Below are 15,009 nucleotides of genomic sequence, written 5' to 3'. Positions count from 1 at the left end.
GGCTCAGGCCTCGCTCTTCTCGGTGTTCGGGTGGTGGGGGTTCTCCCAGATGACGCAGCCGCCCATGCCCATGCCGATGCACATCGCGGTGAGGCCGTAGCGCACCTCGGGGTGGCGCTCGAACTGGCGGGCCAGCTGCGTCATGAGCCGGACGCCCGAGGACGCGAGGGGGTGGCCCGTCGCGATGGCTCCGCCGTACTCGTTGACGCGGGGGTCGTCGTCGGCGATGCCGAAGTGGTCGAGGAAGGCGAGGACCTGGACGGCGAACGCCTCGTTGAGCTCGAATAGCCCGATGTCCTCGATCGTCAGACCGGCCTTGGCGAGCGCCTTCTCCGTCGCCGGGACCGGCCCGACGCCCATGAACTCCGGCTCCACACCGACGAATCCGAACGACACGAGGCGCATCTTGACGGGGAGACCGAGCTCCTCCGCGGCAGCCTGCGAGGCGAGGAGGCAGGCGGTGGCGCCGTCGTTGAGGCCGGCCGCGTTGCCGGCCGTCACGTGCCCGTGCGGTCGGAACGGCGTCTTGAGGGCGGCGAGGTCCTCCATCGTCGTCCCCGGTCGGGGCGGCTCGTCCTCGACGGCCAGGCCCCAGCCCCGCTCGACGCTCCGGGTCGCCATCGGGGCGAGGTCGGGCTGGATGAGGTCGTTCGCGTATGCCTTGGCCAGCTTCTCCTGGCTCGCGACGGCATACGCGTCGCACCGCTCCCGCGTGATGGCGGGGAACCGGTCGTGGAGGTTCTCGGCCGTCCTGCCCATGACGAGGGCCGACTCGTCGACGAGGCGCTCGGCGACGATGCGCGGGTTCGGGTCGACGCCCTCGCCCATCGGATGGTGCCCCATGTGCTCGACACCGCCGGCGATGGCGACGTCGTAGGAGCCGAAGGCGATGCCGGTCGCCGTCGACGTCACGGCGGTCATCGCGCCCGCGCACATCCGGTCGATGGAGAACCCGGGCGTCGAGGTCGGCAGGCCGGCGAGGAGGGAGGCCATCCGGCCGAGGGTCAGGCCCTGGTCGCCGATCTGGGTCGTCGCGGCGAGGGCGACCTCCTCGACGCGCTCGGGCGGCAGCTGGGGGTTGCGGTGGAGGAGCTCGCGGATGCAGCGGATGACGAGGTCGTCGGCGCGGGTCTGGGCATACATGCCCTTCTCGCCGGCCTTGCCGAAGGGCGTGCGGACGCCGTCGACGAAGACGACCTCCTGGAGGGTGCGGGACAACGGGACTCCTTCGTCGCGGGTGGGTGCCTACCGCTATGTTACCCGCGGGTAGGTGGCGGCCCGGCCGCCTGAGGGCCGTGACCGTCCTCACGCTCGGCCTGCCGAACGCGACCGCCCCGGTATCTACGACGGGTGGTCGGCGAAGGCGGCGACGAGCAGCGGCGCGACGATCTCGCACTGCCACGCCCGGCAGCCCTCGGCGGCGAGAGCCGCGGCGAAGGAGTCGACGTCGGGCACCGGAGGTGGGCTCCACACGACACGGCGCAGCGGGTCGGGGGAGCAGATGTTCTCGATGGGCACGGTGTGCGCGACGGAGAAGTCCTGGAGCGCCGCTCGGGTCGCGGCGAGGCGAGCGGCGGCGGCGGGGTCCTTGTCGGCCCAGGCCCGCACGGGCGGTGGACCTCCGGTGCGCAGCGCCCGCGGCGGGAGCTCACCCTCGGGGACGGCGTTCCCCCGGGCGACGGCCGCCAGCCAGCGCCTCGCATACCGCGCGACAGCCCGGTTGCCGCCCGGCAGGTCGGCCGGCGTCCGCGGATGCGCCTTGTCGATCTCGAGGAGGAACGCGTCGGGAATGATCCGGCCGGGGGAGATGTCGCGCTCCTGGGCGATGGCGTCTCGCTCGTACCACAGCTCCCGGGCCACGGCGAGGTCCCGCCGGGAGGACAGCTTCGTGATGCCGGAGAGGCGTCGCCACGGATCGACCCGCTCGACCGGCGCCCACCGGGTCAGCGCGTCGAACTCCTGCCGGGCCCACTCGTCCTTGCCCTGGGCGGCGAGGTCGACGCCCATGAGGTTGCGCAGCTCGCCGAGTACCTCGACGTCGAGGGCGGCGTACCGCAGCCACGGTTCGGGCAACGGGCGGGTCGACCAGTCGACGGCCGAATGCTCCTTGGCGAGGGAGAGCCCGAGGTAGTGCTCGACGACGGCGGCGAGGCCGACGCGCCCGAGGCCGAGCAGCCGGGCCGCGAGCTCGGTGTCGAAGAGCTGGACCGGACGCAGGCCGACCTCGGCGAGACACGGGAGGTCCTGGGTCGCCGCGTGGAGGATCCACTCGGCGGCGCCGATGGCCTCACCGAGCGGCCCGAGGTCGGGGACGCCCATCGGGTCGATGAGCCAGGTGCCGGCCCCGTCGCGGCGCACCTGGACGAGGTAGGCCCGCTGGCCGTACCGGTACCCCGAGGCCCGCTCGGCGTCGATGGCCACCGGTCCCTCTCCGGCGGCGACGGCCCGGGCGGCGGCGTCGAGGCCCCGCTCGGTGCCGGTGACGGGAGGTATGCCGTCCGCCGGCTCGCGCAGGAGCAGCGGCGCCGGGGCCGGTTCGTGAGGGGCGGGGGCCGGTTCGTGAGGGGCGGGGGCCGGTTCAGGCTGCGGCTGGGCAGGGGCCGGCTGCTCCTCGGGGCCCATTCAGCGCCGCTGTCCGGGCAGGGCGATGACCCCGTCGGGCAGCGGGGGCAGGCCGGCGATGGTGCACAGCAGGTCGGACCAGGCGACGAGATGGGCCCCCATGCTCGGTCCGATGGGGGTCCACGACGCGCGGACCTCCATCTCGACCGTCGGGGCACGGTCGGCGAGCCCGGCATAGCTCTGCGAGACGACGCGGGTGACGGTGCCCGCCTCGGCGGTGTACCCGACGTCGTGGTGGTCGAGGGCGTCGACGAGCCAGGACCAGCCGACGTCACCGAGGAGCGGGTCGGTCGCGACCTCGGGCTCGAGCTCGGCGCGCGCGAAGGTCACCGCCCGCCACTCGCCCGCCCATGGCTCGGGACAGGACGGGTCGTGGAGGAGGACGAAACGGCCCGAGGCGAGCTCCTCCTCGGCGCCGGAGGTGACGACCTCGGCCGTCAGGGCGACGGCATACGGTGCGATCCGCTGGGGAGCGGGCACCTCGGTGACGCGGACCTCGGGACGCAGGCGGGCGGCATGCAGGTCCCGCATCGCCTCCTGGAACTCCAGGGACGACTGGCCGATGCTGCCCCGACTGCCCACGCCTGCAGGGTAGGCGAGGAGCCGCGGAAAGGGCAGGACCACACGCCGGACCCGTCGACGGGGTCTGCCGGTCACGAGGCGAGGGCCAGGCATTTGGCCGCCTTCCGTAGGATCCCGTGGATGACGACGCTCACCGCCGACGCGGCCACCCCCGACGCGGGGGACCCCGCCGACAGCCCCCTCGTCCGCGCGGCGCGCGGGCTGGCGGTGCCGCACACGCCGGTGTGGTTCATGCGTCAGGCGGGACGGTCCCTGCCCGAGTACCTCGAGGTGCGTGACGGCGTGCCGATGCTCGAGGCATGCCGCACCCCCGACCTCGTCGTCGAGATCACCCTCCAGCCCGTCCGCCGGCACGGCGTCGACGCGGCGATCTTCTTCTCCGACATCGTCGTCCCGCTCGCGGCCGTCGGTGTCGACCTCGACATCGTCCCGGGGACGGGGCCCGTCGTCGCCCAGCCGTTCCGGACCCGCGCGGACCTCGACCGCCTGCCCGCGCTCGCCCCCGACGCGGTCGAGGACGTCGCGGAGTCGACACGACGTCTGGTCGCCGGGCTCGGCGGGACGCCGCTCATCGGGTTCGCCGGGGCGCCGTTCACCCTCGCGAGCTACCTCGTCGAGGGCGGACCGAGCCGGCACCACGAGCACACCAAGGCGCTCATGCACGGCGACCCCGAGCTGTGGCACGACCTGTGCGCCCGTCTCGCCCAGGTCTCCGGCACCTTCCTGAGGATCCAGGCGGAGGCCGGCGCCTCCGCGGTCCAGCTGTTCGACTCGTGGGCCGGCGCCCTGTCGCGGGCCGACTACCGTGCGTTCGTCCAGCCCCACTCGGCCGCGGCGCTCTCCGCGGTGGCCGACCTCGGCATACCTCGCATCCACTTCGGCGTCGGCACGGGCGAGCTGCTCACCGACATGGGAGCCGCCGGCGCGGACGTCGTCGGCGTGGACTTCCGGGTCTCCCTCGCCGACGCCGCCGCGCGGCTCGGGCCGTCGTATGCCGTGCAGGGCAACCTCGACCCGGCCCTCCTCTTCGCGCCGTGGGACGTCATCGAGGCGGAGGTGGCACGGATCCTCGCCGAGGGGCGCGCCGCGAGGGGGCACGTGTTCAACCTCGGGCACGGAGTCCTCCCCGCGACGGACCCCGCCGTCCTCACCCGGGTGACCGAGCTCGTCCACCGGCTGACCGAGCACCCCGCGTGAGGAATCGGACTCGTTGCCTGACACAGTGGATCGCGTGGGTGCGCGGGTTGTCGTCGTCGGCGGCGGGATGGCCGGTCTCGCCGCGGCATACGACCTGAGCGCCGAGCCGGGCCTCGACGTCGTCCTCCTCGATGCCTCGGACGCCGTCGGCGGCAAGCTGCGGCAGGCGACCGTCGCCGGGCTCCCCGTCGACGTCGGTGCCGAGTCGGTCCTCGCGGTGCGGCCGGAGCTCGTCGACCTCGTGACGCAGGTCGGGCTCGCGGACCTCCTCACGACACCGTCGACGACCTCCTCGTTCGTCTGGTCCCGCGGGGCCCTGCACCCCCTGCCCTCGGGCACGGTCATGGGCATCCCGGGCGACCCGGATGCGGCCGCCGGGATCCTCGACGACGCCGAGGTCGCGCGGCTCGCCGGCGAGCGGCCGTATGCCGTGCCCGCCGGCGCGAGGGACGTCGCGGTGGGGGAGTACGTCGCCGCTCGCCTCGGGGACGCCGTCGTCGACCGGCTCGTCGAGCCGCTGCTCGGGGGGGTGTACGCGCCGGGAACGCCCGCCGGCTGTCGCTCCGGTCGGCGACCCCGCAGCTGTGGCCGGTCGTCGAGTCCGGCGGGAGTCTCCTGGAGGCGGCGGTCCGGGCCCGTGCCGCGGGTCGGGCGACCCTGGCGGCCGACCGGACCTCCACCGGTGGGACCTCCGCGGACCGGGCCTCTGTGGACCGGGCTCTTGTGGGCCGGACCCCTGGGGGGCGGACCACTGGGGGGCGGACCCCTGGGGGGCGGACCACTGCGGGAAGCGCATTCGTCGGGGTACGAGGAGGGGTCGGCTCCCTGCCTCGAGCGCTCGCCGACCTCCTCCGGGCGCGCGGGGTCACGATCCGGACCGGCACCATCGCCCGCGAGCTGCGCCGCGGTGACGACGGGCGCTGGGTCGTCCTCGTCGGCCCGACGATCGCGGTCGAGGAGATCGTCGCCGACTCCGTCGTCCTCGCGCTCCCGACGGCGCCGACGGCCCGTCTCCTCCGGCCGCACGCACGCGACGCCGCGGAGGCGCTCGCCGGTGTGGAGACCGCCTCGATGGCGATCGTGACGCTCGCCGTCGACGCTGCCGCGCTCGGCGAGCTGCCCGGCTCCGGGTTCCTCGTGCCGCCCGTCGAGGGGTGGACGATCAAGGCCTCGACGTTCTCCTCCACCAAGTGGGGGTGGCTCGAGGCGGCCGGCCGCGGCACGGCATACCTGCGGGCCTCCATCGGGCGCGCGGGGGAGGCCGCGGTGCTCCAACGCCCGGACGCCGAGCTCGTCGAGGTCGCCGTCGCGGAGATCGGTCGGGCCATTGGCCGGCCCCTGCCCCCGATCCTCGACCGCCACGTCCAGCGGTGGGGCGGTGCGCTGCCGCAGTATGCCGTCGGGCACGCCGACCGCATCGACGTCGTCCGCGCGTCCGTCGCGCGCCTCCCCGGCGTGGAGGTGGCCGGCGCGACGTACGAGGGCGTCGGCATACCCGCCGTCGTCCGCACCGGCCGCGCCGCCGCCGCCGCGACCCTCGACCACCTGACCCAGGCCGCCCGATGAGCCGTCGTCCGGATCCGCTGCCGGCGACCCTCGACCATGTTGCCCAGACCGCCCGATGAGGAGAAGGACCCGATGAGCGACCAGCCCGCCCGCCCCGCGCCTGCGAAGCCGAGCCCCGCCCGGATGCGCGAGATCAACGCGTCCATCCGGTATGCGATGTGGTCGGTCTTCGCGGTGTCCACCCCGCTGGGAGACGTCGACCGCGAGGCGCTGACGGCGGAGGTCGAGGGCCTCTTCGAGGTGCTCGACAGCCAGGGCGTCGTCATCCGGGGCACGTACGACGTGGCCGGGCTCCGCGCCGACGCCGATCTGATGATCTGGTGGCACGCCGAGACGATCGAGGCGTTGCAGGCCGCCTACAAGACCTTTCTGCAGACCCGGCTCGGCGAGCACCTCGAACCCGTCTGGTCGGTCGCGGCGCTGCACCGGCCGGCGGAGTTCAACAAGAGCCACGTCCCGGCGTTCCTCGCCGACGAGCACCCTCGCGACTACCTGTGCGTGTACCCGTTCGTCCGCTCCTACGACTGGTACGTGCTCGACGACGCCGAGCGGCGCGACCTGCTCCGCGAGCACGGGCAGATGGCGCGCGAGTACCCGGACGTGCGCGCCAACACGATCGCCGCGTTCGCGCTCGGCGACTACGAGTGGGTGCTCGCCTTCGAGGCCGACGAGCTGCACCGGATCGTCGACCTCATGCGTGAGCTGCGGGCGTCGAGGGCTCGGCTCCACGTCCGCGAGGAGATCCCCTTCTTCACCGGCCCCCGCGTCGCCGTCGCCGACCTCGTGGCCGCCCTCCGCTGACGTCGGCCCCGACCGCGGCTGACGTCGGCCCCGACCGCGGACCGGCTCGCTTTCCACCTCCCCCGACTCGCTTTCCACCTCCCCCGACTCGCTTTATCGGGTGACCCCAGAAGACTGAGCCTCACCCGACAAGCGTTGCCGGGTGAGGCTCAGTGTTCCGGGGTGACCCGACAAGACGTGCCCCGCCGCTTTATCGGGTCGCCCGATAAAGCGAGCGCAGCGCCCCCAGGGCTCGGCGTTGGTGCTGAGCAGGCGGTCCAAAGCGGCCCCGTCCACAGGGGCGTGCAGGAGGCGCGACCTTTCCACAGCACCCGTCCGGCCCTCGTGGGATTCCGGTTCGTCAGGCAGGCTGCCCACGCATGGAGAGCACACTCGGCGATCTTGCCGCAGCCCAGGGCGGCCTGTTCACGACCGCTCAGGCGGCCCGATCGGGGATCAAGGACTTCGCGCTGGCTCGGCTGCGTGCCGGGGGTGTGATATTCGGTGTGGCGCGGGGTGTGTATGCCATGGCCGACACCGTGCCGGACGACGTCGTGGCCGTCCACGCGATGAAGGTCCGAGCGGCGCTTCTGCTGTATCCGGACGCGAGGCCGTGTGGTGGCTCACTGGCTGTCATCCACGGTCATCCGGTGTGGGGACTCGACCTGGACCGGGTCGATCTCGTCCGCGACGGTCTGTCGCACGAGGTCCTCACCCAGCTATGTCGCATCCGACCATCCGATGCGCTCACCAGGCCGGACACCGCGGATCGGGACGCCGCGTTGGCGGCGTGCGTGGTTCAGGTTGCGCTCGACCACGGACCGACGGCGGCGGTCGTCACGGCGGACCGGCTGATGCATGACCGGGTGGTGGACGCGCAACAGATCGCACAGATCGTGGACAGGTTGGCGACCAGACCGTTCGCCGGGCGTGCACAGGCCCTGGTCACGCTGATGGACGGCCGCTCGGAGTCCGTCGGCGAGTCGCGACTTCGGATCCTGCTGGTGACCAACGGAGTGGCTGTCACGCCCCAAGTCCCCGTCCTCGAGAACGGCCGGATCATCGCGCGGGCGGATCTGGGGGTCGACGGGACCAACCAACTCATCGAGTTCGACGGCAAGGTCAAGTATGGCGGAGCCGATCCGGAGGTGCTGTGGAGGGAGAAGAAGCGGGAGGACCGGATCCGTCGGCAGGACTACCGGGTCGAGCGGGTGGTCTGGAGTCACCTGGACCGTCCGAAGATCCTCATGGCTCGCCTGCTGCGCGAGATCGGGGCCGCCTCGCCTCGGAACACCGAGCCTCACCCGACCACCAAGGCAGGGTGAGGCTCAGTGTTTCGGGGTGACCCGACAAGGCGTGGGCGAGGGCTCAGGCCTCCGGGGTGCTGTCGGCGGGGCGGAGGGTGAGGCTGATGCTGTTGATGCAGTAGCGCTGGTCCGTCGGCGTGTCGTAGCCCTCGCCCTCGAAGACGTGACCCAGATGGCCGTCGCAGGCGGCGCACCGGACCTCGACGCGTCGCATACCGAAGCTGTTGTCCTCTATGTAGCGGACCCGGTCGCCGGCCAGCGGGGCGTAGAAGGACGGCCAGCCACAGTGGCTGTGGAACTTCTCGTTGGAGGTGAACAGCTCGGCACCGCAGGCTCGGCAGGTGTAGACGCCTTCGGTCTCGGTGTCGGTGTACTTCCCGGTGAAGGCGCGCTCGGTGCCGCCCTGGCGCAGGACCTGGTACTCGGCGGCGCTGAGCCGCTGGCGCCAGTCGGTGTCGCTGAGGGTCTTCGGGTCGAGGACGAAGGGGGCGTTGTCGGTCGGGTTCGTCACGGGGACATCCTCTCTCGCGGTCGGCCTCCGCGCTCCGGTCGGGTGCATCCGTGGAGAGGGACCGCGATCGTCTCAACGCCGGATCCGACCACGGTGTTCCGCCATGCTCCCTCCGTATGCCGCGCCGTGCCTCGCGGTGGCGCACAGGCCCCGATCGGGTGCCAGAGCGCCAGGGGGCGGACGTGTCGGGTGGTGCACAGGCCCCGATCGGGTGCCAGAGCGCCAGGGGCGGACGTGTCGGGGTGGTGCACAGGCCCCGATCGGGTGCCAGAGCGCCAGGGGCTGGGGTCGGGTCGGGTTGGGTGAGCGAGAGGGGCACGGACGTCGGGCGGGACCGTTAGCCTGACGAGGGTGGCGGACGACCTGACCCTCGAGGTGCCCGGACCCGACGGCGAGCGGGCGGTCCGGGTGTCGAGCCCGGACCGGGTGCTGTGGCCGAGGACGGAGGCCGGGCCGGCCATCACCAAGGGCGACCTCGCGGCCTACGTCGTCGCCGTCGGCGAACCCCTCCTGCGGCACATCGGCGACCGCCCGGTGACTCTCCAACGGTTCCCCGAGGGCATCGAGGGCGAGGCGTTCTACTCCAAGAACCCGCCCAAGGGGGCGCCCGCCTGGGTCCGCACCGTCATGTGCCGCTACCCGAGCGGCCGTCGGCACACCCAGCTCGTCGTCGACGAGATCGGGACGGCCGTCTGGGCGGTCCAGATGAACACCATCACCTTCCATCCCTGGCCGTGCCGCGCCGAGGACACCGACGATCCCGACGAGCTGCGCATCGACCTCGACCCGCAGCCCGGGCGGACGTTCGCGGACGCGGTCGAGGCGGCATACGCCCTCAAGGAGGTCATGGAGGGGATCGGGCTCACGCCGTATGCCAAGACGTCCGGCAACCGGGGCGTCCACGTCTTCGCGCGGATCGCGCCGACGCGGGAGTTCCTCGACGTGCGGCACGGCGTCATCAGCATCGCGCGGGAGCTCGAGCGGCGGCTGCCCGACCTCGTGACGACGGCGTGGTGGAAGGAGGAGCGGGGCGAGCGGGTCTTCGTCGACTTCAACCAGGCCTGCCGCGACCGGACGATCGCCTCGGCCTACAGCCCGCGGCCGATCCCCGGGGCGCCGGTGTCGTTCCCCGTCACGTGGGCCGAGCTGCGGGAGGCCACGTCGGAGGAGTTCACGGTGCTCACCGTGCCCGAGATCGTCCGGGACCGCGGCGACGCGTGGGCCGACATCGACGAGCACGTCGGGGACGTCGACGGCGCGATCACCTTGTGGGACAAGGACGTCGAGCGGGGTCTCGGCGAGCTGAACTTCCCGCCCGACTATCCGAAGATGCCCGGCGAGCCGCCCCGGGTCCAGCCGAGCAAGCGGCGCTCGGACAAGAGCGACGAGGACTACCTGCCGCCCAAGGCCGAGCGCGACGCCGCGTGGAACCTGCCGGTCCCGCCGCCCATCTCGCCGATGCTCGCCAAGGCGGTCAAGGACTTCCCAAAGGCCGACGTCATCTTCGAGCCGAAGTGGGACGGCTTCCGCTCCATCGTCTTCCGCTCCGGCGACGAGGTCGAGATCGGCTCGCGCAACGAGCGGCCGATGACGCGCTACTTCCCCGAGCTCGTCGAGGCGATCAAGGAGAACCTCCCCGAACGCTGCGTCGTCGACGGCGAGATCGTCCTCGTCCGGCCCGACGAGCCGCGCCTCGACTTCGAGCTGCTCCAGCTGCGGCTCCATCCCGCGGCGAGCCGGGTGAGGAAGCTGGCCGCCGAGACGCCCGCGTCGTTCGTCGCCTTCGACCTCCTCGCGCTGGGCGACGAAGACTACACGGGGCGGCCGTTCGCCGAGCGACGCGCCGCGCTGGAGCGGGCCCTCGCCGGCGTGCGTCCGCCGATCCACCTCACGCCCGCGACGCGGGACCGCGACGTCGCGCGGCGCTGGTTCGAGCAGTTCGAGGGGGCCGGCCTCGACGGGGTCGTCGCCAAGCCGGTCGACGGCACCTACCAGCAGGACAAGCGGGTCATGTGGAAGATCAAGCACGAGCGCACGGCGGACTGCGTCGTCGCGGGCTACCGGACCCACAAGTCCGGCGACGACGCGATCGGCTCCCTCCTGCTCGGGCTGTACACCGACGACGGGCAGCTGCACAGCGTCGGGGTCATCGGCGCGTTCCCGATGGCGCGGCGCAAGGAGCTCTTCGAGGAGCTCCAACCGCTCGTCACGACCTTCGACGGTCATCCCTGGGCGTGGGCGGAGGCCGAGCAGCAGACGCGGACGCCGACGAGCGGCGCCTACAGCCGGTGGAACGTCGGCAAGGACCTCTCCTTCACGCCGCTGCGCCCGGAGCGGGTCGTCGAGGTGCGCTACGACCACATGGAGGGGACGCGGTTCCGGCACACGGCGCAGTTCGTCCGGTGGCGGCCGGACCGCGAACCTCGGTCGTGCACCTTCGCCCAGCTCGAGGAGCCCGTGTCCTACGACCTCGCCGACGTCCTGGCCCCCTCCGACGGCACGGACTCATCGGAGGGCTGATCGCTCATGACCTCGACCCGGCACCGCGTGGCGGTCGGCACCGCCGCGGCCGTCGGCGGCGTCGTGACGGCGGGCGGCCTCGGAGCGGCGGGCACCGCCGGGTACTTCGCGCGCCGCGTCCTCACCCCCGACCGCGACCGTCCCGACGACACCCTCGTCGTCGCGGTCGGGCCGGACACAGTCACCCTCGGCGCCTTCGTCCAGTCGGTCGTCCCGGGCCGCTACGGCCTCTGGCTCCAGAGGGGCGAGGGCCACGCCCGGGTCGGCGACATCCTCGCGACCGACGAGGAGGCGCGGACGGTGACTCGCGCGCTGCACGGCGTCGACCTCGGCACGCTCGCCCCCGGTCCGGCACGGTGGAACGGCTACTACTACGGCCTCGACCCCCGCGGCTCGCTCGGCGTGGCCTACGAGCAGGTGGACATCCTCACCGAGCTCGGTCCGATGGCGGCCTGGCTCATCCGTCCCGAGGTCGAGGCGACGGGAGAGTGGGCCGTCCTCGTCCATGGCCGCGGCGCCCGCCGCCAGGAGTGCCTGCGCGGCGTGAAGCCGTTGCGCGACAGAGGGATCACCGTGCTCATCCCCTCCTACCGCAACGACGAGGGCGGCCCGGGCGGTCCCGACGGCCGCTACAACCTCGGCCTGTCCGAGTGGCGGGACGTCGAGAGCGCCATCGCGTATGCCGTGACCCAGGGCGCGGAGTCGCTCGTCCTCGGGGGGTGGTCGATGGGGGGAGCGATCGTCATGCAGGTCCTCGCCAGGTCGGGACTCTCCGGCCTCGTGCGCTGCGTCGTCCTCGATGCGCCGGTGTTCGACTGGGCCGACGTGCTGGCCCACCACGCCCGGATGAGGCACCTGCCCCGGCCGGTCGGGGACCTGTCCCGGGTCATGATGGGCAACCGCTGGGGCCGGCGGCTCGTCGGCGTCCACGAGGCCATCGACGTCGCCCAGACCGACTGGGTCACCCGCGCCGACGAGCTGCGTCTGCCCATGCTCGTCATCCATTCCGTCGACGACGAGTTCGTGCCGGTCGGACCCTCGCAGGCTCTCGCACGGGCGCGCCCCGACCTCGTGACCTTCCCTGCGTGGTCGGTGGCCCGGCACGCGAAGGAGTGGAACACGGCACCGGAGCGCTGGGAGCGGGAGGTCTCCGACTTCGTCGGCTCGATCAGGCCGAGCGGCGCACCGTCCACAGGGTGAGGAGCGTCCCGTCCTCCTCGAGAAGGTGCTTGAGGAGCAGCCGGTCGTGGAGCGGCCCGGCGTTGACGATGCGCTTGAGATCGCCGCCGACGAGGGTGGGAACGTAGGTGAGCGCGAGCTCGTCGACGAGGTCGGCCGCGAGCATCGAGCCGAGGAGCGACGGTCCACCCTCGCAGAGCACCTTGCCGAACCCATTGTCCCGCAAGCGTTCCAGGCCGGCAGCGAGATCGACCTCCCGCTCCCCGTGGACCCAGACCCGGTCCTCTCCGAGGGTCTCCGCCGCCTCGGCGAGCCGCGCCGCGTCGGCAGATCCACGGGTGAGGAGGACGACGGGCTCCTCGTCGGGACTCGGGCCGCGGAGGGGCTCCGGCACCCGGCCCGTCGCGGAGACGACGACGAGGAGGCGCCGCCGGCCGCTGCGCAGGCGGGGGAGCGGGTGGTACCCCTCGGTCGCCGCCGTTCCGGCTCCGACGACGACCGCATCACACAGCCGGCGCTGGGCGGCGAAGGCGCGGCCGTCCGCGGCGTTGTTGATGGACCCGCTGAGACCGTCGGCGCCGGTCGCCGCGCCGTCGACGGTGGAGACGAAGTTGACGCGCACTCCACCGCCTCCCGGCCAGGCGTAGAGCCGCTCGACGGCCGCGTCGTCGACGACGGGAGAGGTGGGGGCGTCGCCGCCGGCGAGGATCCGCATACCGGCGATCCTCGCATCCGGCGTGCGAGGATGCGCCAATGGCCAAGAAGACGAAGAAGTCGACCCCTGCGCCGCTCACCTTCACCGAGGCCCTGCGGGCCGCACCCGGCTTCGACCTGCGAGCCGTCGACACGCGGTCGACGCCCGCCTTCGAGGGCGGCAAGGCGGCGGGGCAGAGCCTGCTCGGCCCGCTCGCCGCCCGGATCGCCGACCTCCAGGAGCGGCTGTATGCCGAAGCCAAGGAGGGCGCCGACCGCTCGCTCCTGCTCGTCGTCCAGGGCATGGACACCTCGGGCAAGGGCGGCATCATGCGGCACGTCGTCGGCGCGATGGACCCCCAGGGCATCCATCTCACGTCGTTCAAGGCGCCGAGCCCGCAGGAGCGCAAGCATCCGTTCCTCTGGCGGATCCGCAACGCGCTGCCAGCACCGGGCCTCATCGGCGTCTTCGACCGGTCGCACTACGAGGACGTCCTCATCGTCCGCGTCCACGACCTCGTGCCGCGCGCCACGTGGTCCCGGCGCTACGGGCAGATCAACGCCTTCGAGAAGCGCGTCGTCGAGTCCGGGACGCCGGTCGTCAAGGTCATGCTCCACATCTCCCCCGACGAGCAGAAGGCGCGGCTCGGCGAGCGACTGGATCGCCCGGACAAGCACTGGAAGTTCAACCCGGCCGACATCGACGAGCGGCTGCACTGGCCGGCGTACATGGAGGCCTACCAGGCGGCGATCGACAGGTGCTCGACCGACCTCGTCCCGTGGTTCGTCGTCCCCGCGGACCGCAAGTGGTATGCGAGGCTCGCCGTCACCCAGCTCGTCCTCGCGGCGTTGGAGGGCATGGCGCCCCAGTGGCCCGCCGTGTCGTTCGACGTCGAGGAGCAGCGGCGCCGGCTCGCGGAGAGCTGAGGACCGGCATACCGGCTGAGGTCCCTGCCCGCGGGCCGGGCGCTTGGGCAGGCTCGGGGGGCGGGCCGGGGCGGGTCCCGAGGTCCCGGCCCCGTGGCCCGCCGACGGATACCGTGGAGCCTGTGACCGAGGCCCGAACCCGTGCCCGCGCCGTCCTGGCCCGGGTTCCCGGCCTCCATGCCCTGGCCCGGCTGACCGTCGAGACGATCCGGATCTGTCTGCGGTACCGCGTGACGGGCCTCGCGTCGGAGGCGGGCTACTTCGCGCTGCTGTCGCTGCCTCCGCTCATCCTCGGGATGTTCGGTGGGCTCGGGTACGTCGGCCAGTGGCTCGGGCCGCAGACCGTCGAGAACGTCAGCGACGCGATCCAGCGGTTCGCCTCGCAGTTCCTCACGAGCGAGACGGTCGCCCAGGTCCTCGTGCCGACCGTCTCCGACGTCCTCAAGCGCGGCCGGCCCGACCTCATCTCCCTCGGCTTCCTGCTGTCCCTGTGGTCGGGCTCGCGCGTGCTCAACGTCTTCGTCGACACCATCTCGATCATGTACGGGCAGTCGGGGGTGCGGAACATGATCCACGCCCGGGCCCTGAGCCTGAGCCTCTACGTCCTCGCCCTCGTCGTCGGGGCGATCGCCATCCCGCTCGTCCTCATCGGCCCGACGTGGCTCACCGAGATCCTCCCCGACCGGGTGTCCTTCCTCACCTACCTCTACTGGCCGGTCGTCACGATCCTCGTCGTCGGCGGCCTCGCGACGCTCTACTACATCGCGACGCCTCGACGGACCGCGTGGCTGCGGGACCTGCCGGGGTCCGCCCTCACCCTCATCATCTGGGTCATCGCGTCGTTCATCGTCCGCGGCACCGTCGCGGCCTCCCTCAACGGCGGCATGTCGATCTACGGACCGCTCGCGGCCCCCATCGTCGTCCTCATCTGGCTCTACTTCCTCGCCATCGCCGTCCTCATCGGGGCGGCGCTCAACGCGGCGATCCGCGAGATCTGGCCCCAGCGCGGTTCCCAGGGCATGCGCGCGTCGGCGCGGCGCGCCGTCGGGTCGGTGCTCGGTATGCTGCGCCGCCCCGGGCAGCCGGTGGTGGCCTCCGCGGTCGAGGGCTCCAGCGGCTCGGGGG

The 15,009-nt window shown here is 72.8% G+C and carries 13 protein-coding genes and 2 pseudogenes; 10 read left to right on the top strand and 5 right to left on the bottom strand.

Annotation, left to right across the window (positions count from 1 at the left end):
• Positions 1–3 precede the first annotated feature (3 nt).
• From BN12_RS15660 to BN12_RS15650, 3 genes are all read right to left on the bottom strand, one after another.
• Positions 4–1,218, bottom strand: a complete 1,215-nt coding sequence (locus tag BN12_RS15660; RefSeq protein ID WP_048553913.1) for a thiolase family protein — start codon at positions 1,216–1,218, stop codon at positions 4–6.
• 123 nt (positions 1,219–1,341) lie between these two features.
• Positions 1,342–2,622 carry an HRDC domain-containing protein gene (locus BN12_RS15655; protein ID WP_083454691.1) on the bottom strand — a complete coding sequence of 427 codons (1,281 nt, stop codon included), beginning with the start codon at positions 2,620–2,622 and terminating at the stop codon, positions 1,342–1,344.
• A complete protein-coding gene (locus BN12_RS15650) occupies positions 2,623–3,153 on the bottom strand; it encodes a DUF3000 domain-containing protein (protein WP_048556475.1) in 531 nt (176 codons plus the stop codon).
• Positions 3,154–3,324: 171 nt separating this feature from the next.
• Here BN12_RS15650 and hemE point away from each other — a divergent pair, with 171 nt between their 5' ends.
• The 6 genes and pseudogenes from hemE (at position 3,325) to BN12_RS15625 (ending at position 8,072) form a co-directional block, all read left to right on the top strand.
• A complete protein-coding gene (gene hemE / locus BN12_RS15645) occupies positions 3,325–4,401 on the top strand; it encodes a uroporphyrinogen decarboxylase (protein WP_048553911.1) in 1,077 nt (358 codons plus the stop codon).
• Between the two features lie 67 nt (positions 4,402–4,468).
• Positions 4,469–4,879 (top strand): annotated as a pseudogene (locus tag BN12_RS26730) (FAD-dependent oxidoreductase); the annotation flags it as partial.
• A gap of 77 nt (positions 4,880–4,956) precedes the next feature.
• Complete coding sequence (hemG, locus tag BN12_RS26215; protein WP_407667823.1) at positions 4,957–5,967, top strand: protoporphyrinogen oxidase; 1,011 nt, start codon at positions 4,957–4,959, stop codon at positions 5,965–5,967.
• Between the two features lie 72 nt (positions 5,968–6,039).
• Positions 6,040–6,768 (top strand): hydrogen peroxide-dependent heme synthase, encoded by a 729-nt coding sequence (gene hemQ, locus BN12_RS15630; protein ID WP_048553904.1) that lies wholly within the window; start codon positions 6,040–6,042, stop codon positions 6,766–6,768.
• A gap of 359 nt (positions 6,769–7,127) precedes the next feature.
• Positions 7,128–7,265 (top strand): annotated as a pseudogene (locus BN12_RS26725) (type IV toxin-antitoxin system AbiEi family antitoxin domain-containing protein); the annotation flags it as partial.
• 36 nt (positions 7,266–7,301) lie between these two features.
• Positions 7,302–8,072 carry a hypothetical protein gene (locus BN12_RS15625; protein ID WP_235432425.1) on the top strand — a complete coding sequence of 257 codons (771 nt, stop codon included), beginning with the start codon at positions 7,302–7,304 and terminating at the stop codon, positions 8,070–8,072.
• A gap of 43 nt (positions 8,073–8,115) precedes the next feature.
• Here the strand turns inward: BN12_RS15625 and msrB are convergent, their stop codons facing one another.
• Entirely contained in the window at positions 8,116–8,613 is a 498-nt protein-coding gene (msrB, locus tag BN12_RS15620) for a peptide-methionine (R)-S-oxide reductase MsrB (protein ID WP_083454690.1), read from the bottom strand.
• A gap of 303 nt (positions 8,614–8,916) precedes the next feature.
• Between msrB and BN12_RS23895 the strand changes: the two genes are divergently transcribed.
• Positions 8,917–11,085 carry an ATP-dependent DNA ligase gene (locus BN12_RS23895; protein WP_083454689.1) on the top strand — a complete coding sequence of 723 codons (2,169 nt, stop codon included), beginning with the start codon at positions 8,917–8,919 and terminating at the stop codon, positions 11,083–11,085.
• A gap of 6 nt (positions 11,086–11,091) precedes the next feature.
• Positions 11,092–12,285, top strand: coding sequence for an alpha/beta hydrolase family protein (locus BN12_RS15610; protein WP_048553899.1), 1,194 nt, complete (start codon positions 11,092–11,094; stop codon positions 12,283–12,285).
• On the opposite strand, the gene BN12_RS15605 is transcribed toward BN12_RS15610, so the two are convergent.
• Entirely contained in the window at positions 12,254–12,979 is a 726-nt protein-coding gene (locus BN12_RS15605) for a dihydrofolate reductase family protein (RefSeq protein ID WP_048553897.1), read from the bottom strand. The genes BN12_RS15610 and BN12_RS15605 overlap by 32 nt on opposite strands.
• 38 nt (positions 12,980–13,017) lie before the next feature.
• On the opposite strand from BN12_RS15605, the gene BN12_RS15600 reads away from it, so the two are divergent.
• Positions 13,018–13,884, top strand: coding sequence for a polyphosphate kinase 2 family protein (locus tag BN12_RS15600; RefSeq protein ID WP_048553892.1), 867 nt, complete (start codon positions 13,018–13,020; stop codon positions 13,882–13,884).
• A 122-nt stretch (positions 13,885–14,006) separates the two neighbouring features.
• A partial coding sequence (locus BN12_RS15595) for a YihY/virulence factor BrkB family protein (RefSeq protein WP_053080052.1) occupies positions 14,007–15,009 on the top strand: 1,003 nt, incomplete at its 3' end.

Origin of the sequence: Nostocoides japonicum T1-X7 (genome assembly GCF_001046855.1) — a bacterium.
GTDB lineage: Bacteria > Actinomycetota > Actinomycetes > Actinomycetales > Dermatophilaceae > Nostocoides > Nostocoides japonicum.
The sequence above is the reverse complement of the archived record's forward strand: the minus strand, read 5'-3'. Positions and strand labels throughout refer to the sequence as shown.